This is a genomic window from Caulobacter sp. 602-2, assembly GCF_011043625.1.
In the GTDB taxonomy this organism is placed as follows: Bacteria; Pseudomonadota; Alphaproteobacteria; order Caulobacterales; family Caulobacteraceae; genus Caulobacter.
Genome location: NZ_JAAKGT010000009.1, coordinates 1 through 22,656 on the forward strand (window position 1 = coordinate 1; position 22,656 = coordinate 22,656).

General features: G+C 68.6%; 24 protein-coding genes and 1 pseudogene. 12 read left to right on the forward strand and 13 right to left on the reverse strand.

The features are described from left to right. Window positions 1-110 precede the first annotated feature (110 nt). The 5 genes from G5B46_RS16915 to G5B46_RS16935 all read right to left on the reverse strand — a co-directional run bounded on the left by G5B46_RS16915 (window position 111) and on the right by G5B46_RS16935 (window position 3,878). Window positions 111-1,121: a glycoside hydrolase family 43 gene (locus tag G5B46_RS16915; RefSeq protein ID WP_205691736.1), complete on the reverse strand. Its 1,011-nt coding sequence runs from the start codon at window positions 1,119-1,121 to the stop codon at window positions 111-113. Between the two features lie 211 nt (window positions 1,122-1,332). Beyond that, window positions 1,333-1,866, reverse strand: a complete 534-nt coding sequence (locus G5B46_RS16920) for a GNAT family N-acetyltransferase (RefSeq protein WP_165260600.1) — start codon at window positions 1,864-1,866, stop codon at window positions 1,333-1,335. Window positions 1,867-2,090: 224 nt separating this feature from the next. Continuing rightward, window positions 2,091-2,360, reverse strand: coding sequence for a 50S ribosomal protein L27 (gene rpmA / locus G5B46_RS16925; RefSeq protein WP_165260602.1), 270 nt, complete (start codon window positions 2,358-2,360; stop codon window positions 2,091-2,093). Between the two features lie 77 nt (window positions 2,361-2,437). Beyond that, window positions 2,438-2,947 (reverse strand): 50S ribosomal protein L21, encoded by a 510-nt coding sequence (gene rplU / locus G5B46_RS16930; RefSeq protein WP_165260604.1) that lies wholly within the window; start codon window positions 2,945-2,947, stop codon window positions 2,438-2,440. 169 nt (window positions 2,948-3,116) lie between these two features. Next, window positions 3,117-3,878 carry a hypothetical protein gene (locus tag G5B46_RS16935; protein ID WP_165260606.1) on the reverse strand — a complete coding sequence of 254 codons (762 nt, stop codon included), beginning with the start codon at window positions 3,876-3,878 and terminating at the stop codon, window positions 3,117-3,119. A 43-nt stretch (window positions 3,879-3,921) separates the two neighbouring features. Here G5B46_RS16935 and G5B46_RS16940 point away from each other — a divergent pair, with 43 nt between their 5' ends. Further along, window positions 3,922-4,551, forward strand: a complete 630-nt coding sequence (locus G5B46_RS16940; RefSeq protein WP_165260608.1) for a hypothetical protein — start codon at window positions 3,922-3,924, stop codon at window positions 4,549-4,551. A 91-nt stretch (window positions 4,552-4,642) separates the two neighbouring features. Then, window positions 4,643-5,734 (forward strand): GTP-binding protein, encoded by a 1,092-nt coding sequence (locus tag G5B46_RS16945; protein WP_165260610.1) that lies wholly within the window; start codon window positions 4,643-4,645, stop codon window positions 5,732-5,734. Window positions 5,735-5,904: 170 nt separating this feature from the next. On the opposite strand, the gene G5B46_RS16950 is transcribed toward G5B46_RS16945, so the two are convergent. Both G5B46_RS16950 and G5B46_RS16955 read right to left on the reverse strand, forming a co-directional pair. Beyond that, window positions 5,905-6,501, reverse strand: a complete 597-nt coding sequence (locus G5B46_RS16950; protein ID WP_165260612.1) for a hypothetical protein — start codon at window positions 6,499-6,501, stop codon at window positions 5,905-5,907. A gap of 128 nt (window positions 6,502-6,629) precedes the next feature. Beyond that, the gene (locus G5B46_RS16955) at window positions 6,630-7,271 is read right to left on the reverse strand and encodes a LysE family translocator (protein WP_165260614.1); all 642 of its coding nucleotides are present in this window, start codon (window positions 7,269-7,271) and stop codon (window positions 6,630-6,632) included. A 56-nt stretch (window positions 7,272-7,327) separates the two neighbouring features. Between G5B46_RS16955 and G5B46_RS16960 the strand changes: the two are divergent. Next, window positions 7,328-7,447: pseudogene (locus tag G5B46_RS16960) on the forward strand (hypothetical protein); the annotation flags it as partial. Window positions 7,448-7,508: 61 nt separating this feature from the next. On the opposite strand, the gene G5B46_RS16965 reads toward G5B46_RS16960, so the two are convergent. Then, window positions 7,509-7,913, reverse strand: coding sequence for an MAPEG family protein (locus G5B46_RS16965; RefSeq protein WP_165260616.1), 405 nt, complete (start codon window positions 7,911-7,913; stop codon window positions 7,509-7,511). 184 nt (window positions 7,914-8,097) lie between these two features. On the opposite strand from G5B46_RS16965, the gene G5B46_RS16970 reads away from it, so the two are divergent. Beyond that, window positions 8,098-8,298, forward strand: a complete 201-nt coding sequence (locus G5B46_RS16970; protein ID WP_165260618.1) for a KTSC domain-containing protein — start codon at window positions 8,098-8,100, stop codon at window positions 8,296-8,298. 146 nt (window positions 8,299-8,444) lie between these two features. On the opposite strand, the gene G5B46_RS16975 is transcribed toward G5B46_RS16970, so the two are convergent. The 5 genes from G5B46_RS16975 to G5B46_RS16995 form a co-directional block, all read right to left on the reverse strand. Further along, window positions 8,445-10,298, reverse strand: a complete 1,854-nt coding sequence (locus tag G5B46_RS16975; protein ID WP_165260620.1) for a flotillin domain-containing protein — start codon at window positions 10,296-10,298, stop codon at window positions 8,445-8,447. A gap of 65 nt (window positions 10,299-10,363) precedes the next feature. Continuing rightward, window positions 10,364-10,972 (reverse strand): YqiJ family protein, encoded by a 609-nt coding sequence (locus tag G5B46_RS16980; RefSeq protein WP_165260622.1) that lies wholly within the window; start codon window positions 10,970-10,972, stop codon window positions 10,364-10,366. A 4-nt stretch (window positions 10,973-10,976) separates the two neighbouring features. Then, entirely contained in the window at window positions 10,977-11,552 is a 576-nt protein-coding gene (locus tag G5B46_RS16985) for a PspA/IM30 family protein (RefSeq protein WP_165260624.1), read from the reverse strand. A gap of 10 nt (window positions 11,553-11,562) precedes the next feature. Further along, complete coding sequence (locus G5B46_RS16990; RefSeq protein ID WP_240903549.1) at window positions 11,563-12,048, reverse strand: hypothetical protein; 486 nt, start codon at window positions 12,046-12,048, stop codon at window positions 11,563-11,565. A gap of 165 nt (window positions 12,049-12,213) precedes the next feature. Beyond that, window positions 12,214-13,770 (reverse strand): hypothetical protein, encoded by a 1,557-nt coding sequence (locus G5B46_RS16995; RefSeq protein WP_165260628.1) that lies wholly within the window; start codon window positions 13,768-13,770, stop codon window positions 12,214-12,216. A gap of 354 nt (window positions 13,771-14,124) precedes the next feature. Between G5B46_RS16995 and G5B46_RS17000 the strand changes: the two genes are divergently transcribed. The 8 genes from G5B46_RS17000 (at window position 14,125) to G5B46_RS17035 (ending at window position 22,656) form a co-directional block, all read left to right on the forward strand. Next, window positions 14,125-16,533, forward strand: coding sequence for a TonB-dependent receptor (locus G5B46_RS17000; RefSeq protein WP_165260630.1), 2,409 nt, complete (start codon window positions 14,125-14,127; stop codon window positions 16,531-16,533). A 69-nt stretch (window positions 16,534-16,602) separates the two neighbouring features. Then, the gene (locus G5B46_RS17005; protein ID WP_165260632.1) at window positions 16,603-17,898 is read left to right on the forward strand and encodes an MFS transporter; all 1,296 of its coding nucleotides are present in this window, start codon (window positions 16,603-16,605) and stop codon (window positions 17,896-17,898) included. Window positions 17,899-17,913: 15 nt separating this feature from the next. After that, window positions 17,914-18,978, forward strand: coding sequence for an LLM class flavin-dependent oxidoreductase (locus G5B46_RS17010; RefSeq protein ID WP_165260634.1), 1,065 nt, complete (start codon window positions 17,914-17,916; stop codon window positions 18,976-18,978). Beyond that, on the forward strand, window positions 18,975-19,607 hold the full coding sequence (locus tag G5B46_RS17015) for an isochorismatase family cysteine hydrolase (RefSeq protein WP_165260636.1): 633 nt from the start codon (window positions 18,975-18,977) through the stop codon (window positions 19,605-19,607). Before G5B46_RS17010 ends, G5B46_RS17015 begins: the two co-directional genes overlap by 4 nt. Beyond that, a complete protein-coding gene (locus G5B46_RS17020) occupies window positions 19,607-20,992 on the forward strand; it encodes a peptidase M20 (RefSeq protein ID WP_165260638.1) in 1,386 nt (461 codons plus the stop codon). The genes G5B46_RS17015 and G5B46_RS17020 overlap by 1 nt, the downstream gene beginning before the upstream one ends. Beyond that, window positions 20,992-21,486 carry a flavin reductase family protein gene (locus G5B46_RS17025; RefSeq protein ID WP_165260640.1) on the forward strand — a complete coding sequence of 165 codons (495 nt, stop codon included), beginning with the start codon at window positions 20,992-20,994 and terminating at the stop codon, window positions 21,484-21,486. The genes G5B46_RS17020 and G5B46_RS17025 overlap by 1 nt, the downstream gene beginning before the upstream one ends. Window positions 21,487-21,497: 11 nt before the next feature. Beyond that, window positions 21,498-22,310: a TauD/TfdA family dioxygenase gene (locus G5B46_RS17030; protein WP_165260642.1), complete on the forward strand. Its 813-nt coding sequence runs from the start codon at window positions 21,498-21,500 to the stop codon at window positions 22,308-22,310. Between the two features lie 193 nt (window positions 22,311-22,503). Continuing rightward, window positions 22,504-22,656, forward strand: coding sequence for a hypothetical protein (locus tag G5B46_RS17035; protein WP_165260644.1), 153 nt, complete (start codon window positions 22,504-22,506; stop codon window positions 22,654-22,656).

Sequence of the window (22,656 nt, forward strand, 5' to 3'; positions counted from 1 at the left end):
ATCGCGAAGCGATCGGTGGGGGGAGCGTCTGCTGAACCGGCCGGTCCAGCGGCGGCTGAAAACGGCCCCCCACCGGCCTTTGGCCGCCTCCCCCAGAGGGGGAGGTTCTCTTATCGCGGCGCCTTCAGGCCCTTCTTCACGGCGGCCTCGCGGTCGATCGTCAGCCAGCCGTCCTTGCCGACCTGCAGTTCGCCCAGCTGGATCACGGTGCGCTGGTTCCAGACCGGATCGGCCTTGGCTTCCTCTTCCTTGCCCTGGCCGACGAAGTAGTAGAGCAGCGCCCGGCCGTCGTTGACGACCACGTCGGGGTGATGGCCAAGGTCGCGGTCGGTGGCCTGGCTGCCCGGCTTGTCGAGGATGAAGCCCGGCTGGCGCTCCCAGGTCACGGCGTCCTTGCTGCGCAGCACCGCCAGGCCCTTCCAGGCGTCGGCGATCATCCACCACGAGCCCTTGAAGAAGAACACCTTGGGCCCCTCGCCGGCGAAGTCGGCGACGAAGGCCGGCTGGCGGGTCCACGACTTCAGGTCGGGGCTGTCGGCGAAGAAGATGCGGCTGTCCTTGCGCTCGTCCTTGAACCACATCCGGTAGCCGCCCTGCGGGGCCTTGATGACGCCGGCGTCGATCACCCGGTCCGAGCCGAGGTCGAGGGTGTCGGCGCAGGTCCAGGCCTTCAGGTCGACGGAGGTCAGGTGGACGATCTTCGCGCCGGCTTCCGGCAGGTTCCAGCGATGGAAGATCCCCGGCACCACGGTCAGGAACATGTGGTGGACGCCGTTCTCGGTGAAGATCTCGGGCGCCCAGAGCGTTTCGCCGGTGCAGGCGGTGGGAATGTTCGCCGTGCCCGCATAGGTCCAGGCCAGGCCGTCCTTGGAGGTGGCCACGCCGATGGCGGTGGCGTGCAGCCAGGCGACGTCCTTGGGGTCTTCCAGTTTCAGGGTGGCGCGGCGGTTGGTGTAGAACATCCGCCACAGCTTGTCGGTCTTGTCCCAGGCGATGGCCACGTCGGCCGCGCCGTCGAACACCGGGTCGCGATAGAGCGGCTTCTGGGCCTGAGCGAGCGCGGCGGCGGGCGCCGTGAGGGTCAGGGCCAGCGCCAGGCCGGCCAGAACGCGACGATGCATGATGCCTCCCATATTATGGATGAGCATTCTACATCATGCGAAGCAACGGTGCGCCAGCCCCAATTGCTGTGTCATCCCGGCCGTAGCGAAGCGGAGCGCCGGGATCTCCCACGGCGTCGACGGCGGGCGCGGGAGATCCCGGCTCTACGGCCCGCTGGCGCGGTCCTTCGGCCGGGATGACAAGCTTCTTCTTCGGCGGCGCGGCTCGCCCCTAGGCCAGCCAGACCATCATCCGCGTCGCCACGGACGCCCCGCGCGACACCGAGTCCTTCTCTGTGACGACGCCGGTGTAGAGGAAGCCGGCCTTGACCAGCACCTGGCCCGAGGCCGGGTTGTCGGCGAAGTGGCCGGCGACGACCAGCTTGCGCCGCCAGTCGTGCGCGGCCCAGGACAGCGCGCCCTGCAGCGCCTCGGTCGCCAGGCCCCGGCCCCAGAACGGCCGGCCGATCCAGTAGCCGACCTCGAGCCGGCCGTCCTCGTTGGGGAAGAAGCCCAGCACGCCGATCACGCCGGCGTCTTCCAGTTCGATGGCGAAGGTGGCGTTGCGGCTCCAGTCCTGCGCCTGGACGCGGGCCACGAATTCTTCCGCATCGGCCTGGCCGTAGGGCCAGGGCATGCGGGTGGTCATCTTGGGGATGGCGTAGTCGGCGCCCAGGCTGGCGATGCGGGGCGCGTCGGACATGTCCGGCGCCCGCAAGGCGAGCCGCCGCGTCTCGATGACGGGACTTCTTTCGATCACGCACATGGCGCGTCTCCCTTTCCCGGCCCTTCTTCACGCGAGGCGCCGATACTGCGACGCGCCTCAGATAGTGCGGGACCGTGACGCTCCAATTGCCTGGATGAGGCTTTTTCTGGAACGTGGACAAACAAAAGCGGGGAGCCCGGCGTCCGGACTCCCCGCTTCGTATTCGTCGCGTCCGGATCGTCTTCGTTTAGGAAGCACGATCCGAAGAGAGACTTCTGATCGTACTATTCGGCGGCCTGGGCCACCGGGGCCACGGTCACGTAGGTACGGTTTTGCTTCTTGGTCACGAAGCCCACGGCGCCTTCGACGAGGGCGAAGAGGGTGTGATCCTTACCCATGCCGACGTTGGCGCCCGGGTAGAACTTGGTGCCGCGCTGACGCACGAGGATGTTGCCGGCGAGAACCTTCTCGCCGCCGAACTTCTTTACGCCAAGGCGCTTCGACTCTGAGTCGCGACCGTTGCTGGACGAGCCGCCAGATTTCTTGTGAGCCATGATGCTCTCCTAATCTTTGACCTGGTTTCCGACGCGCGGACCTGGGTCAGATCAATCCAAAAAGATCCTGGCGGATCTTAAGCTTCAGCTTCCGGAGCGGGGGCGGCGGCCTTCTTCGGCGCGGCCTTCTTCTTCGGAGCGGCGGCTTCAGCCTTGGCGGCCGGAGCTTCCGGGATGGTGAACGGGACAGCAGCGTCGCCGAGACCGCGGGCGCGGGCGTCGAGGATGACCTTCGGGGTCAGGTCGATCGTGCCTTCCCACTTGCTTTCCTTGCCAGCGCCGGCGACCGACGTCACGCGCAGGACCGTTTCGGCCTGACGGTGACCGCGGGTGCGGCGGTAGCCCTGACGGCGGATCTTCTTGAAGATCTTCACCTTCTCGCCCTTGCGGGTTTCGATCAGGGTGGCGTTGACGACGGCGCCGTCAACGGTGGGGGCGCCGACCGTCACGGCCTCGCCTTCGCCCAGCAGCAGAACTTCGCCAAAGGCGACTTCCGCGCCAGGTTGACCGTCGAGCTTCTCGACGACCAGCAGGTCGCCGGCTTGGACCCGGTACTGCTTGCCGCCGGTTTTGATGACCGCGTACATAGGTTAGCGCCTTAAATAACGTGCTGTTCGCAAAATACGGAACGCCCGCTAGGAAACCCGGCGGGCGAGAGGGGCGCACTTATAGCGCCGAAAGCCTGTGAGTCAACGGCCAAGGGGGCCTCTCAAGCCCTTGACGTGATTCAACGTGTCGTCCTGCCACGGACGGCGGTCAGACGAACGCGGCGCTTTCGATCAGCGCGGCTTCGACCCTCCAGATTTCGTCTTCGGGGGCTTTAAGCAGAAGGGCTTCCAGGCGTTCGCGCACCGCCGAACCGCGCAGCCAGAGCCGCAGCGCCTGGACTTCAGGAGCCGATTGATCCTCGCCGCCGCGGCGCGAGGCGTGGGCTTCCGAACGGACCGCCTCGACCAGATGCAGGCCCGCGTCCAGCGAATCGGCGGCCAGCCAGGCCTGCAGAAGCGACGAGACGGAGGCTCCCATTTCGGCCAGGCCCGTCAGCCATGGCTCCGGCGTGGCCTGGTCGAGGGACTCGCCGATCGCCTGGCGGGCGGCGGCCTCGAAGACGGCGACGATCGCGTCGCGTTCGTTGGCGGGCCATGTGCGGAAGCCGCCGTAGAGGACTTTCCGCGCCAGCTGGTCGGGATCGGTCCCCATGTGGGCGCAATCTCCCTGGGCGGCGAGTTCGAGGAGGCGCGGCAGGAAGTGGCGATAGTTCCCGCTGTCGCCGACCGTGGTCATCGCCCAGCCGGCGTAGGGGCCGACAGCCTCGCAGGACAGCTCTCGCAACGGCGTGGCCGTCAGGTTCGCGAGCAGGACCTCGGGCCTGCGATGAGGGGGCGCGTCGAGAGCCGTCGGCCGGCCGTGGCGCGCGAACACCTCATAGGCCGTGTCGAGGGCGGCTTGCAGCTGCGGACCGGGCGTCATGGCCAAGGTTGTAGCACCGCTGCGCGAGACGAACAGTTGTCGGCGCATGACTCCGCTGGCTCGTTATTTTGTAACAGGCTATAGCGCGAGCGTGACGTCCGCCTTCTTCGCCTCGATCGCGGCCACCGGCTTCATGGTGGCCTTCCTGCACGCGGCCCTGCCAACCCATTGGCTGCCGTTCGTGCTGGTCGGCCGCGCGCAGAAATGGTCGGCGGGGCGGACCCTGGGCGTGACCCTGCTGGCGGGCCTGGGGCACGTGGCCCTGACCATCCTGCTGGGCCTGCTCCTGGTCATCGCGGGCCAGGCGCTCGAGCCGCGCCTTGGCCATCTGTTCCACTGGATCGTCGGCGGGCTGATGGTGGCCGTGGGCCTCTTCTATATCGCGCGCGGACGCCACAGCCATGCGATGCCCGAGGCCGGGCGGCGGACCTACGCCTCCGACCGGGCGGCGATCACGGCGCTCGTTGTGCTTCTGACCCTGTCGCCCTGCGAGGCGTTCCTGCCCTACTACCTGGCCGGCATGAAGCACGGCTGGGGCGCGTTCCTGCTGCTCAGCGTCGTGCTGCTTACAGCCACCGCGGCGGGCATGCTGCTGTTCACGGGTCTTTCCCTGGCGGGCGTGCGCCGCCTGAACCTCGACTGGCTTGAGCGCTACGAGGAAACCATCCTCGGCGGGGCCCTGGTGCTGGTCGGCTTGGCCGTGGCGTTCCTGAAGACCTGAGGGGGCGGGAATGACGGGAAGTTGGGAAGAGAGGGGCGCGCATTTCATCCCCCGCTTCCGCTCCGCCTCTCGCCGCCCTAAATAGCGGCTCATGACCCAGACCGCTCCCGCTCCCGGCAAGATCCCCGTCACCGTGCTGACCGGCTATCTCGGCGCCGGCAAGACCACGCTGCTCAACCGCATCCTCACCGAGGAGCACGGCAAGCGCTACGCCGTGATCGTCAACGAGTTCGGCGAGGTCGGCATCGACAACGACCTGGTGGTCGGCGCCGATGAGGAAGTGTTCGAGATGAACAACGGCTGCGTCTGCTGCACGGTGCGCGGCGACCTGATCCGGGTGCTGTCGGGCCTGATGAAGCGCAAGGGCGGCTTCGACGCCATCGTGGTCGAGACCACGGGCCTGGCCGATCCGGGCCCGGTGGCCCAGACCTTCTTCGTCGACGAGGACGTCAAGGCCCGCACCTATCTCGACTCGGTCACAGCCCTGGTGGACGCCAAGCACATCATGCTGCGTCTTTCCGACAGCAAGGAAGCGGTCGAGCAGATCGCCTTCGCCGACCAGATCGTGCTCAACAAGACCGACCTGGTGGCCGAGGACGACCTGCGCCACGTCGAGGCTCGGATCCGCAAGATCAACCCGCTGGCCCCGATCCACCGCGCCGAGCGCTCGAACGTTCCGCTGACCGCCATCATCGGCAAGCACAGTTTCGACCTGGAACGGATCACCGAGCTGGAGCCGGACTTCCTGAACCCCGCCCACGGCGAGCCGGGTCACGTGCATGACGAGCACTGCGGCCACGATCACGGCCATGGCCACGTGCACGACGAGCACTGCGGTCATGACCACCACCACCATGGCCACGACCACAAGAGCGACATCCACGACGACGGCGTGAAGGGGATCTCGCTGACCCTCGACAAGCCGGTGGACGGCAAGAAGATCACCGTCTGGCTCAACGAACTGCTGGCCGCCAAGGGCGTCGACATCCTGCGCGCCAAGGGCATCATCGACGTGCAGGGCGAAGAGCGCCGCCTGGTGTTCCAGGCCGTGCACATGATCCTGGAGGGCGACTTCCAGCGGCCCTGGACCGACAAGGACAACCGCTACAGCCGCATGGTCTTCATCGGTCGCGACCTCGACGAGGTCGAGCTGAAGAAGGGCTTCGAGGCCTGCGTGGCGTGATGAAGATGCTCCCCCTGAAGGGGGAGCTGTCGCGGAGCGACTGAGGGGGGATGTTTTCAGCCGCCGCGGAAGCTGAAAACGACCCCCCTCCGGCCCTCTGGGCCACCTCCCCCAAAGGGGGAGGATCTAAGAAGAAAGGCCCTCTCCGATGGAGAGGGCCTTCGTCGTTTCTACTGCCCCGGAGCCGGACGCTGGATGGTCGGCTCGAGGTTCTTGATGATCTCGCGGGCGTCGTAGGCGCGCGGGTCGCCCGAGGGCTTGGCGCCCTTGTGCAGGACGATCTCTGTGCTGGCCTCGAACTTCTCGATCGTGCGGACCTCGGCGCGGTTGGCGAAGAAGGGGTCGCCCCAGAACGGATCCCAGGCGCGCCAGCCGCCGTAGCGGGGGCCGTAATAGCGCCAGGACGGGCGCCAGTAGCCGTAAGGGTAGCCGTAGCCGAAGCCCGGCCGCATGAACGGATCCTCGTCGATCACCGTGCGGGCCGTACGATCGGTGCGGCGGTCGGCGGTCTCGAACCAGTCGTAGCCCTGCTCGACCGTCACCTCGGCGGCGCGGTACAGCAGATAGCGCTCGACGGTCTCGCGGCTGGTCAGGCTGTTGCCCGCGAAGCCGACCCGATAGCGGTCGCCCTCAAGGCGCATTTCGGTGAAGCCGCCAGAGGCCTTCTGGCCCGGAATGGCCGGCTGGTATGGCGTGGCGGTGGCGCAGGCGCTCAGCGCGGCGGCGACCGCCGCGAGCGCGAGCCATTTGGCCTTCTTGATGGGCATGACGCGTTCCTCTGGGACGACACTATACTCCCGTACCACAATGCATGGCTGAGCTTTGCGGTTTCGCCAAGGCGAACACGTTGCCGCGATGTAAAAAGAGATTGCTGGCCGACTCTAGAAAGCCGGGCTCAGCCCCGGGCCACGATCAGGCCCGCCGCGGTGATCAGCAGGATCCCCACCAGGATGCCGAAGCCCTTGCGGAAGGCCGGCTCGTTCATCCGCGAGGCCAGGGCCGCGCCGCCCAGGCCGTAGGCGCTCATGCTGATCAGGTCCATGCCGATGGTGGCGGCGGCGAACATGACGAGCTGCGGAACCAGCGGCCGCTGCACGTCGATGAACGGCGGCAGCACCGCGCCGAAGAACAGCAGGATCTTGGGGTTGGCGATCTGCACGGTGAAGCCGTCGCGGAAGGCCGAGCGGCTGGACGACATGCGCACGCCGGCCAGGGCGGCGCCCTCGGCGTTCGCCGGCTTCAGCGCGCCGCGGATCGACTTGATCCCCAGCCAGACCAGATAGGCCGCGCCGGCCAGGGCCAGGACGTGGAAGGCGGCTGGGAACGCGGCGATCAGCGCGCCCAGGCCCAGGGCCGCGAACACGAACCAGACCAGGCTGGCGGTGTTCATGCCCACCACGCCCAGCAGCGCCGCGCCCTTGCCCTTTTCCATGCCGGTGGCGATGGCGAACAGGTTGGCCGGACCCGGCGTGATGGCCATCACGAACATGGCCGCCAGGAAGGCGCTGTAGCGGGCGGGGTCGACGGGCAGGACCATGGCGGGGCTATAGGCCTTTGGGGGCGATCCCTCAATTTCCTTCCCGCTGAAACAAAGCTCGTCATCCCGGCCGCAGCGAAGCGGAGAGCCGGGACCCAGGGGCCGCCGCATCGCATCGGCCAACGCCAATGGGGGCGAACCTGGGCGTCGAGCCTCGTCCCCTGGGTCCCGGATAAGCCCTGCGGGCTTTCCGGGATGACGAGCCTTTTTGCTCGATGGCTGCCGTGACGGCCTTTTCTACAACCCCACGCTCACCGCCACGAAGATCGCCCGGCCCAGCGCGCCCAGCAGCAGGGCGAAGGTGGTGAAGGCCTGGATGGCGAAGCCCAGTCCCCGCTTCTTGGGATCGGCGGCGTAGGACAGGGCGTAGATGATCCGGCCGAGGATCCAGACCGCGCCGGCGGCGGCGGCGAAGAGGTCGTTCCAGTAGATCGCGAACAGCCACATCGACGGCAGGAAGATCACCAGCCATTCCAGGGTGTTGGCCTGCACCCGCACGGCCCGTTCCAGGTCGGGATGGCCGGTCATGGCCGGAGCGTCGATCTTGGTGCGGCGGCGGGCACCGCCCACGCGCAGGATCATCCAGATGTAGCAGATCAGCGCCGCCAGGGTGACGATGGCGACCAGGGCGTGGGTTTGCATGGGCTTGGCGGTCCTCCCCGAACCTTTGATGCGGCGCAAGGACGGCCGCGCGCGGGAAGCTTAAGCTTATTCACGCAGGCAACTCAAAGCCGTGACGGCCAGGGTCGGAACCGCCGCCCCGTCCCATGCGCTTTCAGCCTCGTAGACCCTCGTTCCGAACCCTTTCCGAAGAAAGGTCTCGCGCATGTACGTGGACTCCACCGCGATCCGAGCGATCGACTACGAACCCGAACACGGCAAGCTCTTCGTCACCTTCATCGACGGGGACGCGTACGTCTATGTCGGCGTGCCCGAGCGGGTGACGGCGGCCTTCACGCGATCGCGCTCGAAGGGGCGGTTCTTCCAGCGGATGATCCGGGATCGCTATCCATACAACCGGATCTGAGCACCCAGTTTTGTCATCCCGGCCGTAGCGCAGCGAAGCGCCGGGATCTCCCATGTTGGCCTTTGCCGGAGCCGTGGGAGATCCCGGCTCTGCGGGACGCTGGCGCGCCCCTCCGGCCGGGATGACAATTTGGGGAAGGGGCGGGCTTACGCCTCCTCGTCGCCTTCCTCTTCTTCCTCGACGGCCACCGGGGCTGCGATGGCGGCGGGCTTGGCCTTCTTGGCGCGGCGCGGGGCCGGGACGCCGTCGATGGCGGCGGGGTCCGGGGCTGCCTCGGCCAGCGGAGCGGTCAGGCCCGACAGCGCCCCGCCGTTCAGGCCCACCTCTGCCATCAGCTGGTCCAGCAGCGGGGCTTGCGCGCGATAGCGCAGGGCGCCGCTGACCACCTGGTCGGCCAGGTTGCCGCCGCCGTTCGAGCCGCCGCCAGCGTCGTTGGCCGCGGCGGCGCCGGTCGCGCCGTTCAGGCCGTCGACCTGGACGATGCGGATCGAGTCGATCGCTTCCAGCGGCTTGACCGACTCGGCGATGATCCGGTCGAGGTTCTCGATCAGCTTGATGCGGATGGCCATGGCCACCTGGTCGGCCGACAGCAGGTTGGCGGCCTTGTTCAGGGCCTCCTGACCCGAGGCGTCGACGTCGTAGCGCACGCGGGCGGCCTCGGCGGCCAGGCGGACGGCTTCCGCCGTCGCTTCGGCCTCGATGCGGGTCTTGTCGGCCGCGCCCTTGGCTTCCTCGCGCAGGGCCTCGGCCCGGTCGGAGGCGGCGGTCTTCTCGGCCTCGGCGGCCACCTTGACGGCGATGGCCTCGCGCTCGGCCTCCTTGGTCGCCTCGATCAGCTCGATGATCTTCTGGCGGTCGGCGGCCTCGCGTTCGCGGACGGTCTTGACCTGCTCCTCGGCGGCGACGGCAAGCGCAAGAGCCTTGTCGGCGTCGGCCTGGGCCTCGGACTGGGCGCGCGACTTCTCGGCCACGGCGATTGCGCGGTCCTGTTCCGACAGCTCGATGGCCTTGGCCTTCTCGATCGTCTGGGTCTCGACGGCGCGTTCCTTGGCGATCTCGCGCTCGCCCAGTTCCTGCTCCATGGCGATGCGCTGCTGGGCCACGGCCCGGTCGGCGGTGATCTTGGCCTGCTCGATCTGCTGCTCGCTGGCGATCTTGGCCTGCTCGGCCTCCTGGGTCTTTTCCGCCTGCTGGCGGGCGACCTCGGCCGACTGCTCGGCGCGGCGGGTGGCCAGTTCACGCTCCTGTTCGAGCTTGGCGTACTCCTCGTCGCGGGTGATCTGCAGGGTCTGGCGCTGGGCCTCCAGGTTCTTGGTGCGGATCTGCACCTGGGTGTCCTGCTCGATGTCGTTGCGCAGCTTCTTGCGCAGCTCGATCTCCTCGGTCAGCCGGGTCAGGCCCTCGGCGTCGAAGGCGTTCGAGGGGTTGAAGTACTCCATGGCCGTCTGGTCGAGGCCGGTCAGCGACACGGTCTCCAGCTCCAGGCCGTTCTTCAGCAGGTCTTCGGACGACACCTGCTGCACCTTCTGGACGAAGTGGGTGCGCTGCTCGTGCAGCTCGGTCATGGTCAGCTCGGCGGCCACCGAGCGCAGGGCGTCGACGAACTTGCCCTCGACCAGCTCCTTGAGCTGCTCGGGGTGCATGGTGCGCTGGCCCAGCGTCTGGGCGGCGCTGGCGATGGCTTCCGAGCTGGGCTGAACGCGCACGTAGAACTCGGCCAGCACGTCGACGCGCATGCGGTCCTTGGTGATCAGGGCCTGCTCGTTGTTGCGCGAAACGGCCAGGCGCAGGGTGTTCATGTTCACGGGGATGGTCTCGTGGAACACCGGCAGGATCAGCGCGCCGCCGTTCATGACCACCTTCTCGCCGCCGAAGCCGGTGCGGACGAAGGAGGTCTCCTTGGAGGCGCGCTTGTAGAGGCGGGCCAGGATCAGGCCGAGGATGAGAAGGCCGACGAGGCTCCCACCGGCGATTGCGGCGATCTCGATCAGGGCTGGCATGCGGATTTACCCCCGGAGTTTTGGAAAGCGGAAAAGGTTGAAGAGGAGGAAGGCGAAGGCGGGCGTCACAGCAGCGCTTCACTTTCGTTGCGGATGGCCAGGAAGCGCGCGCCGGCGTTGCGCACGATGATGACGCTGGTCCCCTGCGCGAAGGCCTCGCCGTCGTCGTCGGGCTCGACCATCACGTAGTGGGTCTGGCCGTGGGCGTCGCGCACCCGGGCCTGGGCGGGCGAGCCGACCTTGGCCTCGCCGGTGACGATCACCGCCACGCGGCCGACCAGGGTCTCGCGCGAGACGGCGGTGGTCTCGTCGCCCGGCAGGATGCGGGCCAGCAGGCCGCCCAGCACGCGGGTGAAGGGCAGGGCGACCGCGGCCGCCAGCGGTCCGGCGATCCAGGCCGGGGCCGGATGGCGGAAGACGCCGGCGATCAGCTGCTGCAGCACCAGGCCCGTCACCCCGAAGGCGAACAGGAAGACCACGATCACCATCAGCAGCGGCAGGCGGCCGACGTTCAGCCAGCCCAGCAGCGAGGGATGGTCGAAGTCGGGACCGTCGGCGCCGTCGTGGCCGAGAGCGCCGCCCAGGCCGGCGGCCTCGACCGCGCCGATCAGCAGCATCAGCAGAAGGGCGGCCAGGAAGATCGTGTTGCCGTCGGCCGACAGGAACCCCCACATCGGCTCAGCCCCCGTTGCGCGCGGCGCGCAGGGCGGCCAGGCGTTCGTCGACGCGGTGGCCGCGGGCCAGGCGCTCCAGCTCCGACAGCTTGGCCCCGCGCGCCAGCTCGGCGTCGGTGGGCGGCTGAGGGGCCTTGGCGCGAGCGGCGGTCAGGTCGGTCAGGTCCTCGGCCATCTCGCGGCGGGTGGCCTGCAGGGCGGCCAGATAGCCTTCCAGCTCGGCCTGGCGCTGGGCGGCGTCGGCGACGGCGGTCTCCAGCACCGGGACCTGGGCCTCGATGTCCAGCTGGTGCTCCAGCGCGGCGCGGATCAGGTCCTCGCGGTCCTGGGAGAGGGCCAGCTCGATCTGGGCCGACAGGTCGTCGTGGCGGCTGGACTGCTCGGTCAGGCGCTTGGCGGCCAGGTGGCGGGCGGCGATGGCGCGGCCGAGCTCGGCGCGCACCTCGTCGATCGCCTGGTCGACCTCGCGCAGGGCCTGCTGGCCCAGCGCGTCGGGCATCACCTCTTCCAGGGCGTCGATCAGGGCGTGGGCGCCGCCGCTGACGATGCGTCCCACTCGGGCGCGCAGGGTATCTGCCATCGGGTCCTCGTCAGGCGGCCGACGGGCGGTCGCCCGCGGCGGTGATCAGGCGGGTCAGCTCGCCCAGGGCGGCGACGCGGCGGGAGACGATCGTCGGATCGTAGGCGGGCGCGCTGGGCGTCACGCCCCAGCGCAGCATCTGCTCGGTCAGGCGCGCGGCGCAGTCGACGAGGCGCGCCTCGTGGCGGGCCAGGGCCTGTGGATCCGCGCCCGCCAGCTCGGCCGGGGCGGCCAGCAGCACGGCCAGCATCTCCTCGATCGCGGCGGTCAGGGCCAGGGCGACGGTGGAGTGGCGGTCGGAGGCCAGCTCGGCCGCGCGCAGGGCCTTCAGGGCCGGGGCGGCGATGTCGTGAGCGGCGGCCAGGGCGGCGTCCCAGCCGGCGGGCGTCTCGGCGCGGCGGCGGGCCTGGCGGATCAGGCCGCGCACCTTGTCGCTGGCCGTGATCGCCCCCTCCAGTTCGAGACCGGCGAGGAAAAGGGCGTCCTCTTCGGACAATCGTACACTCAAGGGCGTGTTCAGCGCGACCATGAGTGGCAATGTGGGGCGATGTAATACGTTTGTAAACAGCTAGGCCTTTCAGCCTGAGATTACATCTTCGTCATGTGCTCGCCGAAAGGTTCGAAGGTCGCCGGCGGCGCGGGGCCGCCGGCGACCGCCGGGTCAGACGTTGTTGGCCACGATGCGGCTGGCCGAGGTTCCGGCCAGGTTGTTGATCGGCTTCTTGAAGACGTTGTCGGCGACGACGAAGTCATCGCAGGTCGCCTCGATCTGCGCGCCGTTGGTCAGCACGGCCTGGGCCTGGAACAGGGTGTTGCCGCAGACCACGATCCGCTTGGCCAGCGAGAACTGCAGCATGTTCGTGGCGTTGACCTCCCTGAAGCGGTTGTTGGCGACGATCAGGCCATTGGCGTTGAAGGCGCTGATCACCGGTCCCTGGACGCCGACGAACCAGTTGGCGACCAGGCTGACGTCGTTGATCGCGCCCGTGCCGGTGGCGACCATCTCCACCGCCGGCTGCTGGGCGGCGAAGCCGCTGACATAGACGCCGTTGAAGTTGACGTTGTCGATCGTGCCGCCGTCGGCCTGCAGCGAGGCCACGCGCGCGGCGCCGACGCCGGCCACCTCGTTGTCGCCCTCGAACTGGCAGCCGGGGTTGAACCAGACGTCGCCCACCTTGCCCGATCCGACGGTGTGGATCTCGGCGCCCCGGTCGGCGTGGTAGAAGATCACGCCGTTGAAGCGCAGGCCCGCGACCCACTCGCCCGAGCCCGCCGCGACGCGCAGGGCCCGCGATCCGGTGGCCAGCTTCATGGTCAGCTGGCCGTCATGGAAGCTGCAGTCGCCGCTGCCGCCGTCGATCAGGCAGCCGAGCGCGTTCTGCCGGTGCTCGGCCCAGATCCCGAAGCGCTGGATGCTCCACATCCGGGCGTCGGAAAGGTGCAGGCCGACCTCGAAGTCCTGGATGAAGACGTCCTGCAGCAGGCTGGGCTTGAGCGGATCGCCGCCCGTCAGGCGCAGGCCGGTGGCGCAGCCGCCGGCGTTCCAGACCAGTCCCAGGCTCTCGATCCTGGTCTCCGTATAGGCCCCGTCCGCATTGGGCAGCGCCGTGGCGGTGAGGTTGACCAGCGCCTGGCCGGCCTGGCCGCTCCACGGATGGGCCGCGTCGGACGAGGCGATCAGCCGGGTGCCGTCGTTCATCACCCCGGCCCCGCGCAGCGTCAGCGAGAAGGTCTGGGTCGGGCGCAGGAAGATGGGCGCATGCAGCTTGTACTCGCGGCTCAGCAGTCGCAGTTCCATCGGGCCGCCCAGGGCCGCGCCGCTGGCTTCCAGGCAGTCATGCGCCTGCTGGATGAAGGCGGCGTCGGTGGCAGTGTCCTTTTGCGCGCCGAACATCTCGGGCGTCAGGCTGCGCAGGCCGACCACCTTGCCAGTGCCTTCAAGGATGAAGACCTGGCGTTCGGTGGGCAGCTCCACCTCGCCCATCAGATAGAGCGTGGCGTTCTTGATGTGGAAGGTGCAGCCCGGCTCGATCAGCAGGTTCTTGCCGACCGGCATGACCGCGTCCCAGCTGTCGATGAAGTACTGCGCGCCCTGTTGGGCGACCCAGCCGATGTCCGTACCGCCGAAGGCGGCGGTGATGCCGGGCGCGTCGTTGTTGACGCCGTTGGCGACGATGCCGGCGCCGCCGAACGTGCCGATAAGAGGTTTGAGGCTCATTGTTCTTCTTTTGTTCCAGCCGCCGGACTGCCCGGCGGCGTCGAAGCCAAGGTGGCGATGGGCTGCGACACTATCGGACGTTGTGCTGCGATCTTTCGGTCCCGAGGCGCGATCGGCGTCGCCACGGCGCTTGAGTCGCGGTCTCGTTCGCTCTGGATCAAGTTCCTTGGTCCCGCCGTGGGCGAAAGCCGCGCAGAGGGGGGCAAATCCTGGGCGTCTCGAACATTTTGAGTGAAATTACAGATGCCGCCCCGGACGCAGGGAACGAGCCGAGGCGATGGTTTTACGCAAGAGGCGTCGCTCTGGGGATAACCGCCGAGGGCGGGAGTGCGACGGCCTTGAACGAGGACCGTCATGTCGAACCAAGGAATGCTGCTCGCGGGCTGCTCCGCCGCCGTTCTGCTCGCCCTGGCCGGCGCCGCCCACGCGGCCGACCCGGATCCGTCGGCCGCCGCGCCGGACGCTGTCGACGAGATCGTGGTCAAGGCCCGTGACAAGGCCGGCCTGATCGAGAAAGAGCCGAACAACACCGTCTTCGGCCTGGACAAGCCGCTGATCGAGACGCCGCGCTCGGCCAGCTTCGTCTCCGACCTGACGCTACAACGCTACGGCATCGAGACCATCGACGGCCTGACCGCCGTCTCGCCGGGCACCTACACCGCCAGCTTCTACGGCGTGCCCGGCGCGCTCAATATCCGCGGCACCCTGGCCGAGAACTACTTCCGCGGCTTCAAGCGCATCGAAAACCGCGGCACCTACGCCACGCCGATCGGCGCGGCCGACCAGATCCAGATCGTGCGCGGCCCGCCCACCCCGATCTACGGCTCGGGCAAGGTCGGCGGGATGCTGAACTTCATTCCCAAGTCGGGGAAGGGCGAGGGCGGCTACCTGTCGGAGACGCAAGGCGAGGTCACGGCCACCTACGGCAGCTACAACCGCAAGAACGCCACCGCCCAGGTCGGCCTGCCGGTGAACCTCGGCGACGTCGTCGGCGGCGTGCATGTCTATGGCGAGGTCGAGGACAGCCACAGCTACTACAAGGGTATCTATCCGCGCCGCCAGACTCTGCAGGTCTCGTCCGACCTTGATCTCGGCGACGGCTGGAGCACGGCCGTCGGCGGCATGCTGTACCGCTCGAAGGGCGACGTGCAGACCCCGGGCTGGAACCGCCTGACCCAGGACCTGATCGACAACGGGACCTACATCACCGGCCGCGACACCAGCCTCGTGGACGCCGACGGCAACGGCCGCCTGACGCCCGGCGAGATCGGCTTCTATCCGTACGCCAGCGCCATGTACCTGGCCTATTACGGCTTCCCGACCACCGACGCCAAGCACACGCTGGACACCGGCGTGGGCACGACCAAGCTGTCGCCGCGCACGGTCTACATCTCGGGCGCCGACTTCTCGAAGACCGAGACCAACACCCTCTATTTCGACATCGCCAGGGAGCTGTCGCCCGACAGCTCGATCAAGCTGCAGCTGTTCTACGACAGCCTGGAGAACAAGCGCTTCGTCTCCTACGGCTATCCGGCCTGGTTCAACAGCGACGTCTGGGAAGCGCGCCTGACCTGGAACTTCGCCAACGAGTTCCTCGACGGCGCGGTGAAGGCCAAGTCGTTCGTCGGCGCCTCCTACCGCAGCTTCGACGGCCGCCGGCGCGAGAGCTACAACAGCGGCCTGATCGCGCTGGACCGTCGCGACATCGCCTTCGGCGCCACCCCCACCGACATCATCGGCAGCCCGTTCAACCCGGGCGACGGGGTAGCCTGGGAGAACGACAACCGCTCCGAATGGACGCAGGCGGGCCTGTTCTTCACCACCGACATCATGGTCGGCGAGAAGCTGAACCTGATGCTGGGCGGGCGCTACGACGACTACGACGTCACCTCGCAGGACACCGGCTTTCTTTCGTACACCGTGGCCGGCGAGCAGAAGGCCGCCAAGGGCAAGGGCACCTACACCGCCAGCGCCACCTACAAGGCCCCGTTCGGCCTGATGCCCTACATCACCTACGCCAAGGCCTCGGCGCTCGAGATGAGCCAGGCCGGCGACATCGCCCCTGGCCTGGTGGCCGACGCCGGCGACGCCTGGCTGTCGGACGGCGACCTGGCCGAGGCCGGGATCAAGTTCCAGTGGCTGAAGGGCACGCTGGTCGGCTCGCTGGCCGGCTATCGCCAGAACCGCACCCAGCTGACCGGCATCACCCAGACCCCGACCGGCACCCGCGCCAAGGGCGTGGAGCTGGAGGTCCGCTGGCTGGCCAGCGAGCACTTCAGCTTCACCTTCTCGGGCAACACCCAGCACACCACGGTCAAGGGCCCCGACACCTCGTTCCAGTACGTGCCGGTGCACACCGTCGGCGTCAGCGGGGCCAATGGCTTTGGCGGCTCGTACGTGGTGTGGAGCTTCGACAGCGTCCGGCCGGGCGACTACGACTACACCCTGATCCCGAAATCGGTGCTCAGCCTCTACGGCGCCTATACCTCCGACGCCTACGACTGGGGCAAGGTCGCCGCCACGCTCGGCGTGACCCGCGTGACCAAGACCTCGGGCACGGTGCCGGGCGCGGTGGTCTATCCGGATTACGCCGTGGCCAGCGGCTCGGTCGCCTACGAGTACGGGCCGTACACCGCCACGCTCAACGTCGATAACCTGTTCGACAAGCTCTACTTCACGCCGGTCGGCGACACCTACGCCAACCTGGCGGCCCTGCCGTCCAAGGGCCGCGAGTGGCGGGTGACCCTGTCCCGGAAGTTCTAGTCCCCTGCGGCGCGCTCGCTGCAACGGGCGCGTCGCTCCCTTCCTTGAGTTCCAAGAGAGAGCCTCGCCATGCCGACCTCCCCCTGGCGTCCCTGGCTGATCCTGTCGGTCTTCGCCCTGCTGCTGTTCCTGATCACCGCCTCGACCTTCTCGTCGCTGGGCGTGGTGCTGCCGGCGATGATCAAGGAGCAGGGTTGGGGCTTTGGTCCGGCCTTCCTGGGCTTCACCCTGCTGGGCGCCTTCTGCGGCGGCTCGTCGTGGCTGCCGGCCCTGCTGATCCGCAAGCTCGGCGTGCGGCCGACCATCGTCGCCGGCTCGGCGGTGATGGTCGCGGGCTTCACCTGCCTGGCGGCGACGCCGGGCCTGACCGTTTATCTGGTCGGCACGGCGCTCCTGGGCGTCGGCTACCAGATGATGGCCCTGATCCCCGGCACCCACGTGCTGGGCATGCTGTTCAAGAAGCGCGCCCTGCCGTTCGGGATCTACTTCACCATCGGCTCGCTGGGCGGCGTCGTCGGCCCGTGGATGGCGCTGTCGGGCATGGAGATCGCCGGCGGCGCCTGGCGGCCCTACTGGTGGATGCAGGCGGCCGCCTCGCTGGTCGTGGGCCTCATCTGCACCGCCCTGGTGGGCAGCAAGGCCTGGCTGGCCGAAGCCGCCGCGCAGACCGACAAGGCCGTCGCGCAGGACATCGAGAGCGCTCCGGCCACGACCAGGGTCTATCGCACCGCCGTCGACTGGACGGTGAAAGAGGCCGTCCGCACTCCGCAGTTCTGGGTGATCCTGGCGGCCTATTTCGCCCACCTGCTGGGCGGGGTCACCGCCGTCAGCCTGGCCCCCAGCCACTTCGGCGAACTGGGCGTGGCCTCGACCGTGGCCATCTCGGCGATCAGCCTGGAGGCCCTGATGCAGGTGGCCGCCCGGGCCGGCGGGGGCCTGGTGGGCGACCGCGTCGACCCGCGCTGGCTGCTGGCGGGCGCGCAGGGGGTCATGGCCGTCGGCCTGCTGGCCCTGACCCACGCCACGACCTGGCCGCTGATGATGCTGTTCGCCGTCGGGGTGGGGATCGGCTTCGGCATGACCGTGCTGGCCGTCAGCATCCTGCTGCTCAACTACTACGGCCGGAAGAACAACCTCGAGCTCTTCTCGATGGTCTGCCTGGTCGGCGCCGTCTCGGCCCTGGGGCCGGTGATCGGCGGGATGATGCGCGACCAGCTGGGCGGCTTCGCCCCCACCTTCCAGCTCTTCGCCGCGGTGATCGGCCTGATCTTCGTCGCGGCCCTGTTCATGCGCCCGCCGCGCAAGGCCGCCACGGCCGAGCCGATCGGCGAGCCCATTCCCACCCTGCTGCAAGACGCCGCCTAGCCGAGGATGTCCGCCATGTATCACAGCCCCTCCAAGCACAAGGACTTCGGGGTGTTCCTGCCGGTGGCCAACGGCGGCTGGATCATCTCCAAGACCACCCCCGTCCTCGACGGCCTCTATGAAACCAACAAGGCCGCGGCCGTGAAGGCCGACGAGGTCGGCATGGACTTCGTCATGTCGATGGGCAAGTTCCGCGGCTTCGGCGGCGAGACCGACCACTGGGGCACGGCCCTGGAGTCGGTGACGATGATGGCCGGCATCGCCGAGGCCACCAAGAACGTCCGCATCTGGGCCACCATCCACCCGCTGCTGCAGAACCCGGCCGTGGCGGCCAAGATGATCGCCACGCTCGACCACATCAGCGGCGGCCGCGCCGGCCTGAACATCGTCGCCGGCGCCTATCGCGGCGAGTTCGCCCAGATGGGCGCCTGGGACGACGCCCTGACCCACGACGACCGCTATGTCCTGACCGAGGAATGGACCAAGATCGTCAAGCGGCTGTGGAGCGAGGACAGCGTCGATTTCGACGGCAAGTTCTTCACGATGAAGGACTGCCAGTCCAAGCCCAAGCCGCTTTCCAGGCCCCGCCCCGAACTGATCTGCGCGGGCATGAGCGACCGGGGCTTCCAGTTCTCGGTGCGCGAGGCCGACGTCTGCTTTATCGGCGGCCGCACGCCCGAGGAGCGCCGCGACGCCAGCCGCCGGGCCAAGCTTGCGGCCGAAGGCATGGGCAAGACCATCAAGACCTACGCCATGTGCACCGTTGTCCACGCCGAGAGCGACGCGGGGGCGGAGGCCCTGGTGGAGCGCTACAAGGGCGGGGCCGACATGGGCGCCATCCTGGCCATGCTGGAAAGCTGGGGCGTGCCGGCCGAGAAGCTGTCGACCGTCGCCGCCCAGCAAGGCGCGTTCATGACCCACACCGTGGTCGGCTCGCCTGCCACCTGCGCCGAGCGGGTCGAGGGCTTCGTCACCGACTGCGAGCTGGACGGGCTGATGCTGATCTTCCCCGACTACGTGGAGGGTCTGTCGATGTTCGGCTCGGAGATCCTGCCGGGCCTGCGCTCGGTGTTCTCGTGAGCGACGTCGCCGCCTGGATCGCGCCCGCGCGCACGGCCCTGGTCGTGATCGACATCCAGGTCGACTTCGCCTCGCCCGACGGCGTGCTGGGCGGCTACGGCGTCGACATGGGCATGGTCGCGCCGGCCGTCGACGCGGCCGGCCGCCTGGTCGAGGCGGCGCGGGCGGCGGGCGCGCCGGTGGTGTTCGTCGGCCTGTTCACCTCGCCGGCGACCGACAGCCCGGCCTGGAACGAGCGCATGTGTCGGCGCGGCGGCGATCCCGACAGCGAGGCGGCCCTGTGCCGCGCCGGCCGTCCGGGCAGCGCCTTCCATGGTCCCCAGCCCGCCGATGGCGAGCTGGTGGTGGCCAAGACCCGCTACAGCGCCTTCGTCGGCACCGACTTCGACGCTCGCCTGAAGGCCATGGGCGTCGACACCCTGGTCGTCTGCGGCCTGACCACCGAGTGCTGCGTGGCGGCCACCGCCGCCGACGCCTTCGATCTCGACTACCACGTCTTCGTCGCCGCCGACGCCTGCGCGGCCTACGAGCCCGACCTGCACGAGGTGGCGCTGAAGACGATGGGGCTCAACACCGCGATCCTCACCGACAGCGTCGAGGTCGCCAAAGCCTGGAAGGAGGCCGCGTGATGGCCGACGGGTTCGCCAACCTCGCGGGCGTCGCCGCCCCCTACGTCGTCACCGAGGCCGACCGCGCCGCCATCGCCGCCGCGATCAGCGAGAGCGAGATCGTCGAGCTGGCCCTGACGCTGGGCAACATCCCCGCGCCCTCGGGCAAGGAGCTGGAGGCGGCCAACTACGTCTACGACTGGATGGCGCGCGAGGGCTTCTCGCCGCGCAAGGTGGGGGCGACGCCGGAACGCCCGAACGTCATCGGCACGCACGGCGGCAAGGGTGTTGGAAAGAACCTGCTCTTCACCGCCCACCTCGACACCGAGGCGCCGACCTGGAACCCGGACCTGGACGCCTACAAGTACAGCCCCTCGACCCTGGCCAATCCCGAGTGGGAAAAGTGCTGGCTGGAGGACGGCAAGCTCTACGGCTATCCGATCGCCAACGACCGCGGGCCGATGGCCTGTTTCCTGATCGCCGCCAAGGCGCTGAAGGCGGCCGGCTACGAGCTGGCCGGCAAGATGTACCTGACCGCCTGCCCCGGCGAGATCGGTCCCGAGCCGATCGAGGAGCACCGCGGCGTCGCCTACATGGGCAAGGACATCGGCGCCCACTACCTGTTCCACCATGGCGGCGTGGCCCCCGACTACGCCATCGCCGCCGAGGGCTGCGACTTCGGCCTGACCTGGGTGGGCTGCGGCTATGCGGTGTTTAGGATCACGGTGTGGGGCGAGGGCGTGTTCACCCCGCTGCTGGCCCACCCGGCCAGCGCCGACCAGCATCCCAACCCGATCTACAAGCTGGGCAAGCTGACCGAGGCGATCCACGCCTGGAGCGGCCAGTGGGAGAAGGCCAGCCTCTACGAGAGCCCGGGCGGGGTCGCCCAGCCCAAGTCGCAGCTGGCGTCTGTGCGCGGCGGTATTCCCTACGCCTTCGGGGCGGGCACCGAGCGGGTGAATCTCTATCTGGAGGTGGGCCTCAACCCTCGCCAGCGCGTGGCCGACATCCAGCATTCGCTGGAGGCCATGGTGCGCGAGACCGGCATCGCGGGGATCGAGATCGAGCCGGTGGTCGTGCGCCACGGCTTCGAGGCCGACGCGGCCGAGGTGGCCCCGCTGGTCGGCGCCGTGGACGTCGCCACCCAGCTGTCGCTGGGCCATCCGGTGGCCCGCGCGGCCAGCGTCTATTCCAGCATGTGGCGCGACCACAACGTCTTCAACATGCACCGCATCCCGGCCATCACCACCGGCTTCTCCCGCTGGCGGCCGACGCCGAAGGACCTGGTCGACAGCGCCCTCGTCTACGCCCTGACCGCCCTGGCCGTCTGCGGCCGGGCCGAGACGGCGGACGCCGAGAACCGCGCCCCGCCGGTCTATGGCGACAACCCTTTCGGGGGCGAGTGATGGGCGCGGTCCAGGCTCTGGAGGTTCCCGACGTCGCCGTGTTCCGCAAGGCCATGGGCGGTTTCGCGGCGGGCGTGACGGTGGTGACCACGGCGCTGGACGGCCGGCTCAGCGGCACGACGGTCAGCGCCTTCTCGTCGCTGTCGATGGACCCGCCGCTGGTGCTGGCCTGCCTCAAGCGCGGCAGCCGCACCCTGGCCGCCGTCAGTGAGGCGGGCGTGTTCTGCGTCAACATCCTGGCCGCCGACCAGGGCGAGCTGGCCTACGCCTTCGCCAAGTCGGGCTGCGACGACCGCTTCGCCCTGGCCGCCCTGGAGGCCGGCGCCACCGCCGCCCCGGTGCTGTCCGGCTGCGTGGCGGTGGTCGAGTGCGAACTTCACGCCGCCCACGACGGCGGCGACCACGAGATCCTCGTCGGCCGGGTGGTTTCCGTCCGCATCGACGAGTCCAAGCCGCCGCTCGTCTACGTGCGCGGCAAGTTCTTGAACACCTGAGAGAGTTCGCGATGGCTTACGACGTGCTTGAAGTGAAGCCGATGACCCGCCGGATCGGCGCCGAGGTGTTCGGCGTCGACCTGGGCCAGCCGCTGTCGAACCACCAGTTCGAGGAGTTGCACCAGGCCCTGACCCAGTACCAGGTGCTGTTCTTCCGCGACCAGGAGATGACCCACGACGCCCACAAGGCGCTGGGCCGCAAGTTCGGGCCGCTGGCGATCCATTCGGGCGTGCCGGGCCTGGCCGACCATCCCGAGGTCGTCGCCATCCACGCCGACGGCAATTCCAAGTTCGTGGCCGGCGAGAGCTGGCACTCCGACCTGACCTGCGATCCCGAGCCGCCGCTGGGCAGCATCCTGCATATGCCGATCGTGCCCGACGACGGCGGCGACACCGTCTTCGCCAGCATGTACGCGGCCTACGACACGCTGTCGGACCGGATGAAGGCCTATCTGGAGGGCCTGACCGCCGTCCACGACGCCAACCCGATCTACAAGGCGCTCTTCCCCGACATCGACCGGCAGTACAACCGCACCGCCCACCCGGTGGTGCGCACCCACCCGGTCAGCGGCCGCAAGAGCCTGTTCGTCAATCCGTCCTACACGACCCACATCGTCGGCCTGCCCAAGGCCGAGAGCGCGGCGATCCTGTCCTATCTCTACCACCACGCCGGCAACCCGGACTTCCAGGTGCGCTTCCGCTGGCGGAAGAACTCGGTGGCCTTCTGGGACAACCGCTGCACCTGGCACCAGGCGATCTGGGACTACTTCCCCGACGTGCGCTCGGGCTTCCGGGTGACGATCGCGGGCGATCGGCCGGTTTGAGGGATGAAGATGCTCCCCCTGAAGGGGGAGCTGTCGGCAAAGCCGACTGAGGGGGAAGACGGTCAGCTTCAGCGGAAGCTGAAAACGTCCCCCCTCCGGCCCTCCGGGCCACCTCCCCCTTCAGGGGGGAGGATTTTGTTGACCTTTCCGGTCGTCTCGTCGTTGATGCGCGCCTGGGTTTCAGGGGCGTTCGATGACGAAAAAGGGTGGCGTGGGCTTCGTCCTGGGCGTGTGCGGGGGGATCATCTTCGGCGCGCTGATCGACAACATGGCCATCGGCCTGATCCTGGGCTTCGCGGTCGGCTTCGGGCTGATCAAGCTGGGCGGCAAGAAAGCCTCCGAATAG

What these genes read in the sequence shown, in the direction of transcription:
- G5B46_RS16915 (WP_205691736.1), bottom strand. Translation starts at nt 1,121, where the DNA reads ATGCATCGTCGCGTTCTGGCCGGCCTGGCGCTGGCCCTGACCCTCACG.
- G5B46_RS16920 (WP_165260600.1), bottom strand. Translation starts at nt 1,866, where the DNA reads ATGTGCGTGATCGAAAGAAGTCCCGTCATCGAGACGCGGCGGCTCGCC.
- rpmA (WP_165260602.1), bottom strand. Translation starts at nt 2,360, where the DNA reads ATGGCTCACAAGAAATCTGGCGGCTCGTCCAGCAACGGTCGCGACTCA.
- rplU (WP_165260604.1), bottom strand. Translation starts at nt 2,947, where the DNA reads ATGTACGCGGTCATCAAAACCGGCGGCAAGCAGTACCGGGTCCAAGCC.
- G5B46_RS16935 (WP_165260606.1), bottom strand. Translation starts at nt 3,878, where the DNA reads ATGCGCCGACAACTGTTCGTCTCGCGCAGCGGTGCTACAACCTTGGCC.
- G5B46_RS16945 (WP_165260610.1), top strand. Translation starts at nt 4,643, where the DNA reads ATGACCCAGACCGCTCCCGCTCCCGGCAAGATCCCCGTCACCGTGCTG.
- G5B46_RS16950 (WP_165260612.1), bottom strand. Translation starts at nt 6,501, where the DNA reads ATGCCCATCAAGAAGGCCAAATGGCTCGCGCTCGCGGCGGTCGCCGCC.
- G5B46_RS16955 (WP_165260614.1), bottom strand. Translation starts at nt 7,271, where the DNA reads ATGGTCCTGCCCGTCGACCCCGCCCGCTACAGCGCCTTCCTGGCGGCC.
- G5B46_RS16965 (WP_165260616.1), bottom strand. Translation starts at nt 7,913, where the DNA reads ATGCAAACCCACGCCCTGGTCGCCATCGTCACCCTGGCGGCGCTGATC.
- G5B46_RS16970 (WP_165260618.1), top strand. Translation starts at nt 8,098, where the DNA reads ATGTACGTGGACTCCACCGCGATCCGAGCGATCGACTACGAACCCGAA.
- G5B46_RS16975 (WP_165260620.1), bottom strand. Translation starts at nt 10,298, where the DNA reads ATGCCAGCCCTGATCGAGATCGCCGCAATCGCCGGTGGGAGCCTCGTC.
- G5B46_RS16980 (WP_165260622.1), bottom strand. Translation starts at nt 10,972, where the DNA reads ATGTGGGGGTTCCTGTCGGCCGACGGCAACACGATCTTCCTGGCCGCC.
- G5B46_RS16985 (WP_165260624.1), bottom strand. Translation starts at nt 11,552, where the DNA reads ATGGCAGATACCCTGCGCGCCCGAGTGGGACGCATCGTCAGCGGCGGC.
- G5B46_RS16995 (WP_165260628.1), bottom strand. Translation starts at nt 13,770, where the DNA reads ATGAGCCTCAAACCTCTTATCGGCACGTTCGGCGGCGCCGGCATCGTC.
- G5B46_RS17000 (WP_165260630.1), top strand. Translation starts at nt 14,125, where the DNA reads ATGTCGAACCAAGGAATGCTGCTCGCGGGCTGCTCCGCCGCCGTTCTG.
- G5B46_RS17005 (WP_165260632.1), top strand. Translation starts at nt 16,603, where the DNA reads ATGCCGACCTCCCCCTGGCGTCCCTGGCTGATCCTGTCGGTCTTCGCC.
- G5B46_RS17010 (WP_165260634.1), top strand. Translation starts at nt 17,914, where the DNA reads ATGTATCACAGCCCCTCCAAGCACAAGGACTTCGGGGTGTTCCTGCCG.
- G5B46_RS17020 (WP_165260638.1), top strand. Translation starts at nt 19,607, where the DNA reads ATGGCCGACGGGTTCGCCAACCTCGCGGGCGTCGCCGCCCCCTACGTC.
- G5B46_RS17025 (WP_165260640.1), top strand. Translation starts at nt 20,992, where the DNA reads ATGGGCGCGGTCCAGGCTCTGGAGGTTCCCGACGTCGCCGTGTTCCGC.
- G5B46_RS17030 (WP_165260642.1), top strand. Translation starts at nt 21,498, where the DNA reads ATGGCTTACGACGTGCTTGAAGTGAAGCCGATGACCCGCCGGATCGGC.
- G5B46_RS17035 (WP_165260644.1), top strand. Translation starts at nt 22,504, where the DNA reads ATGACGAAAAAGGGTGGCGTGGGCTTCGTCCTGGGCGTGTGCGGGGGG.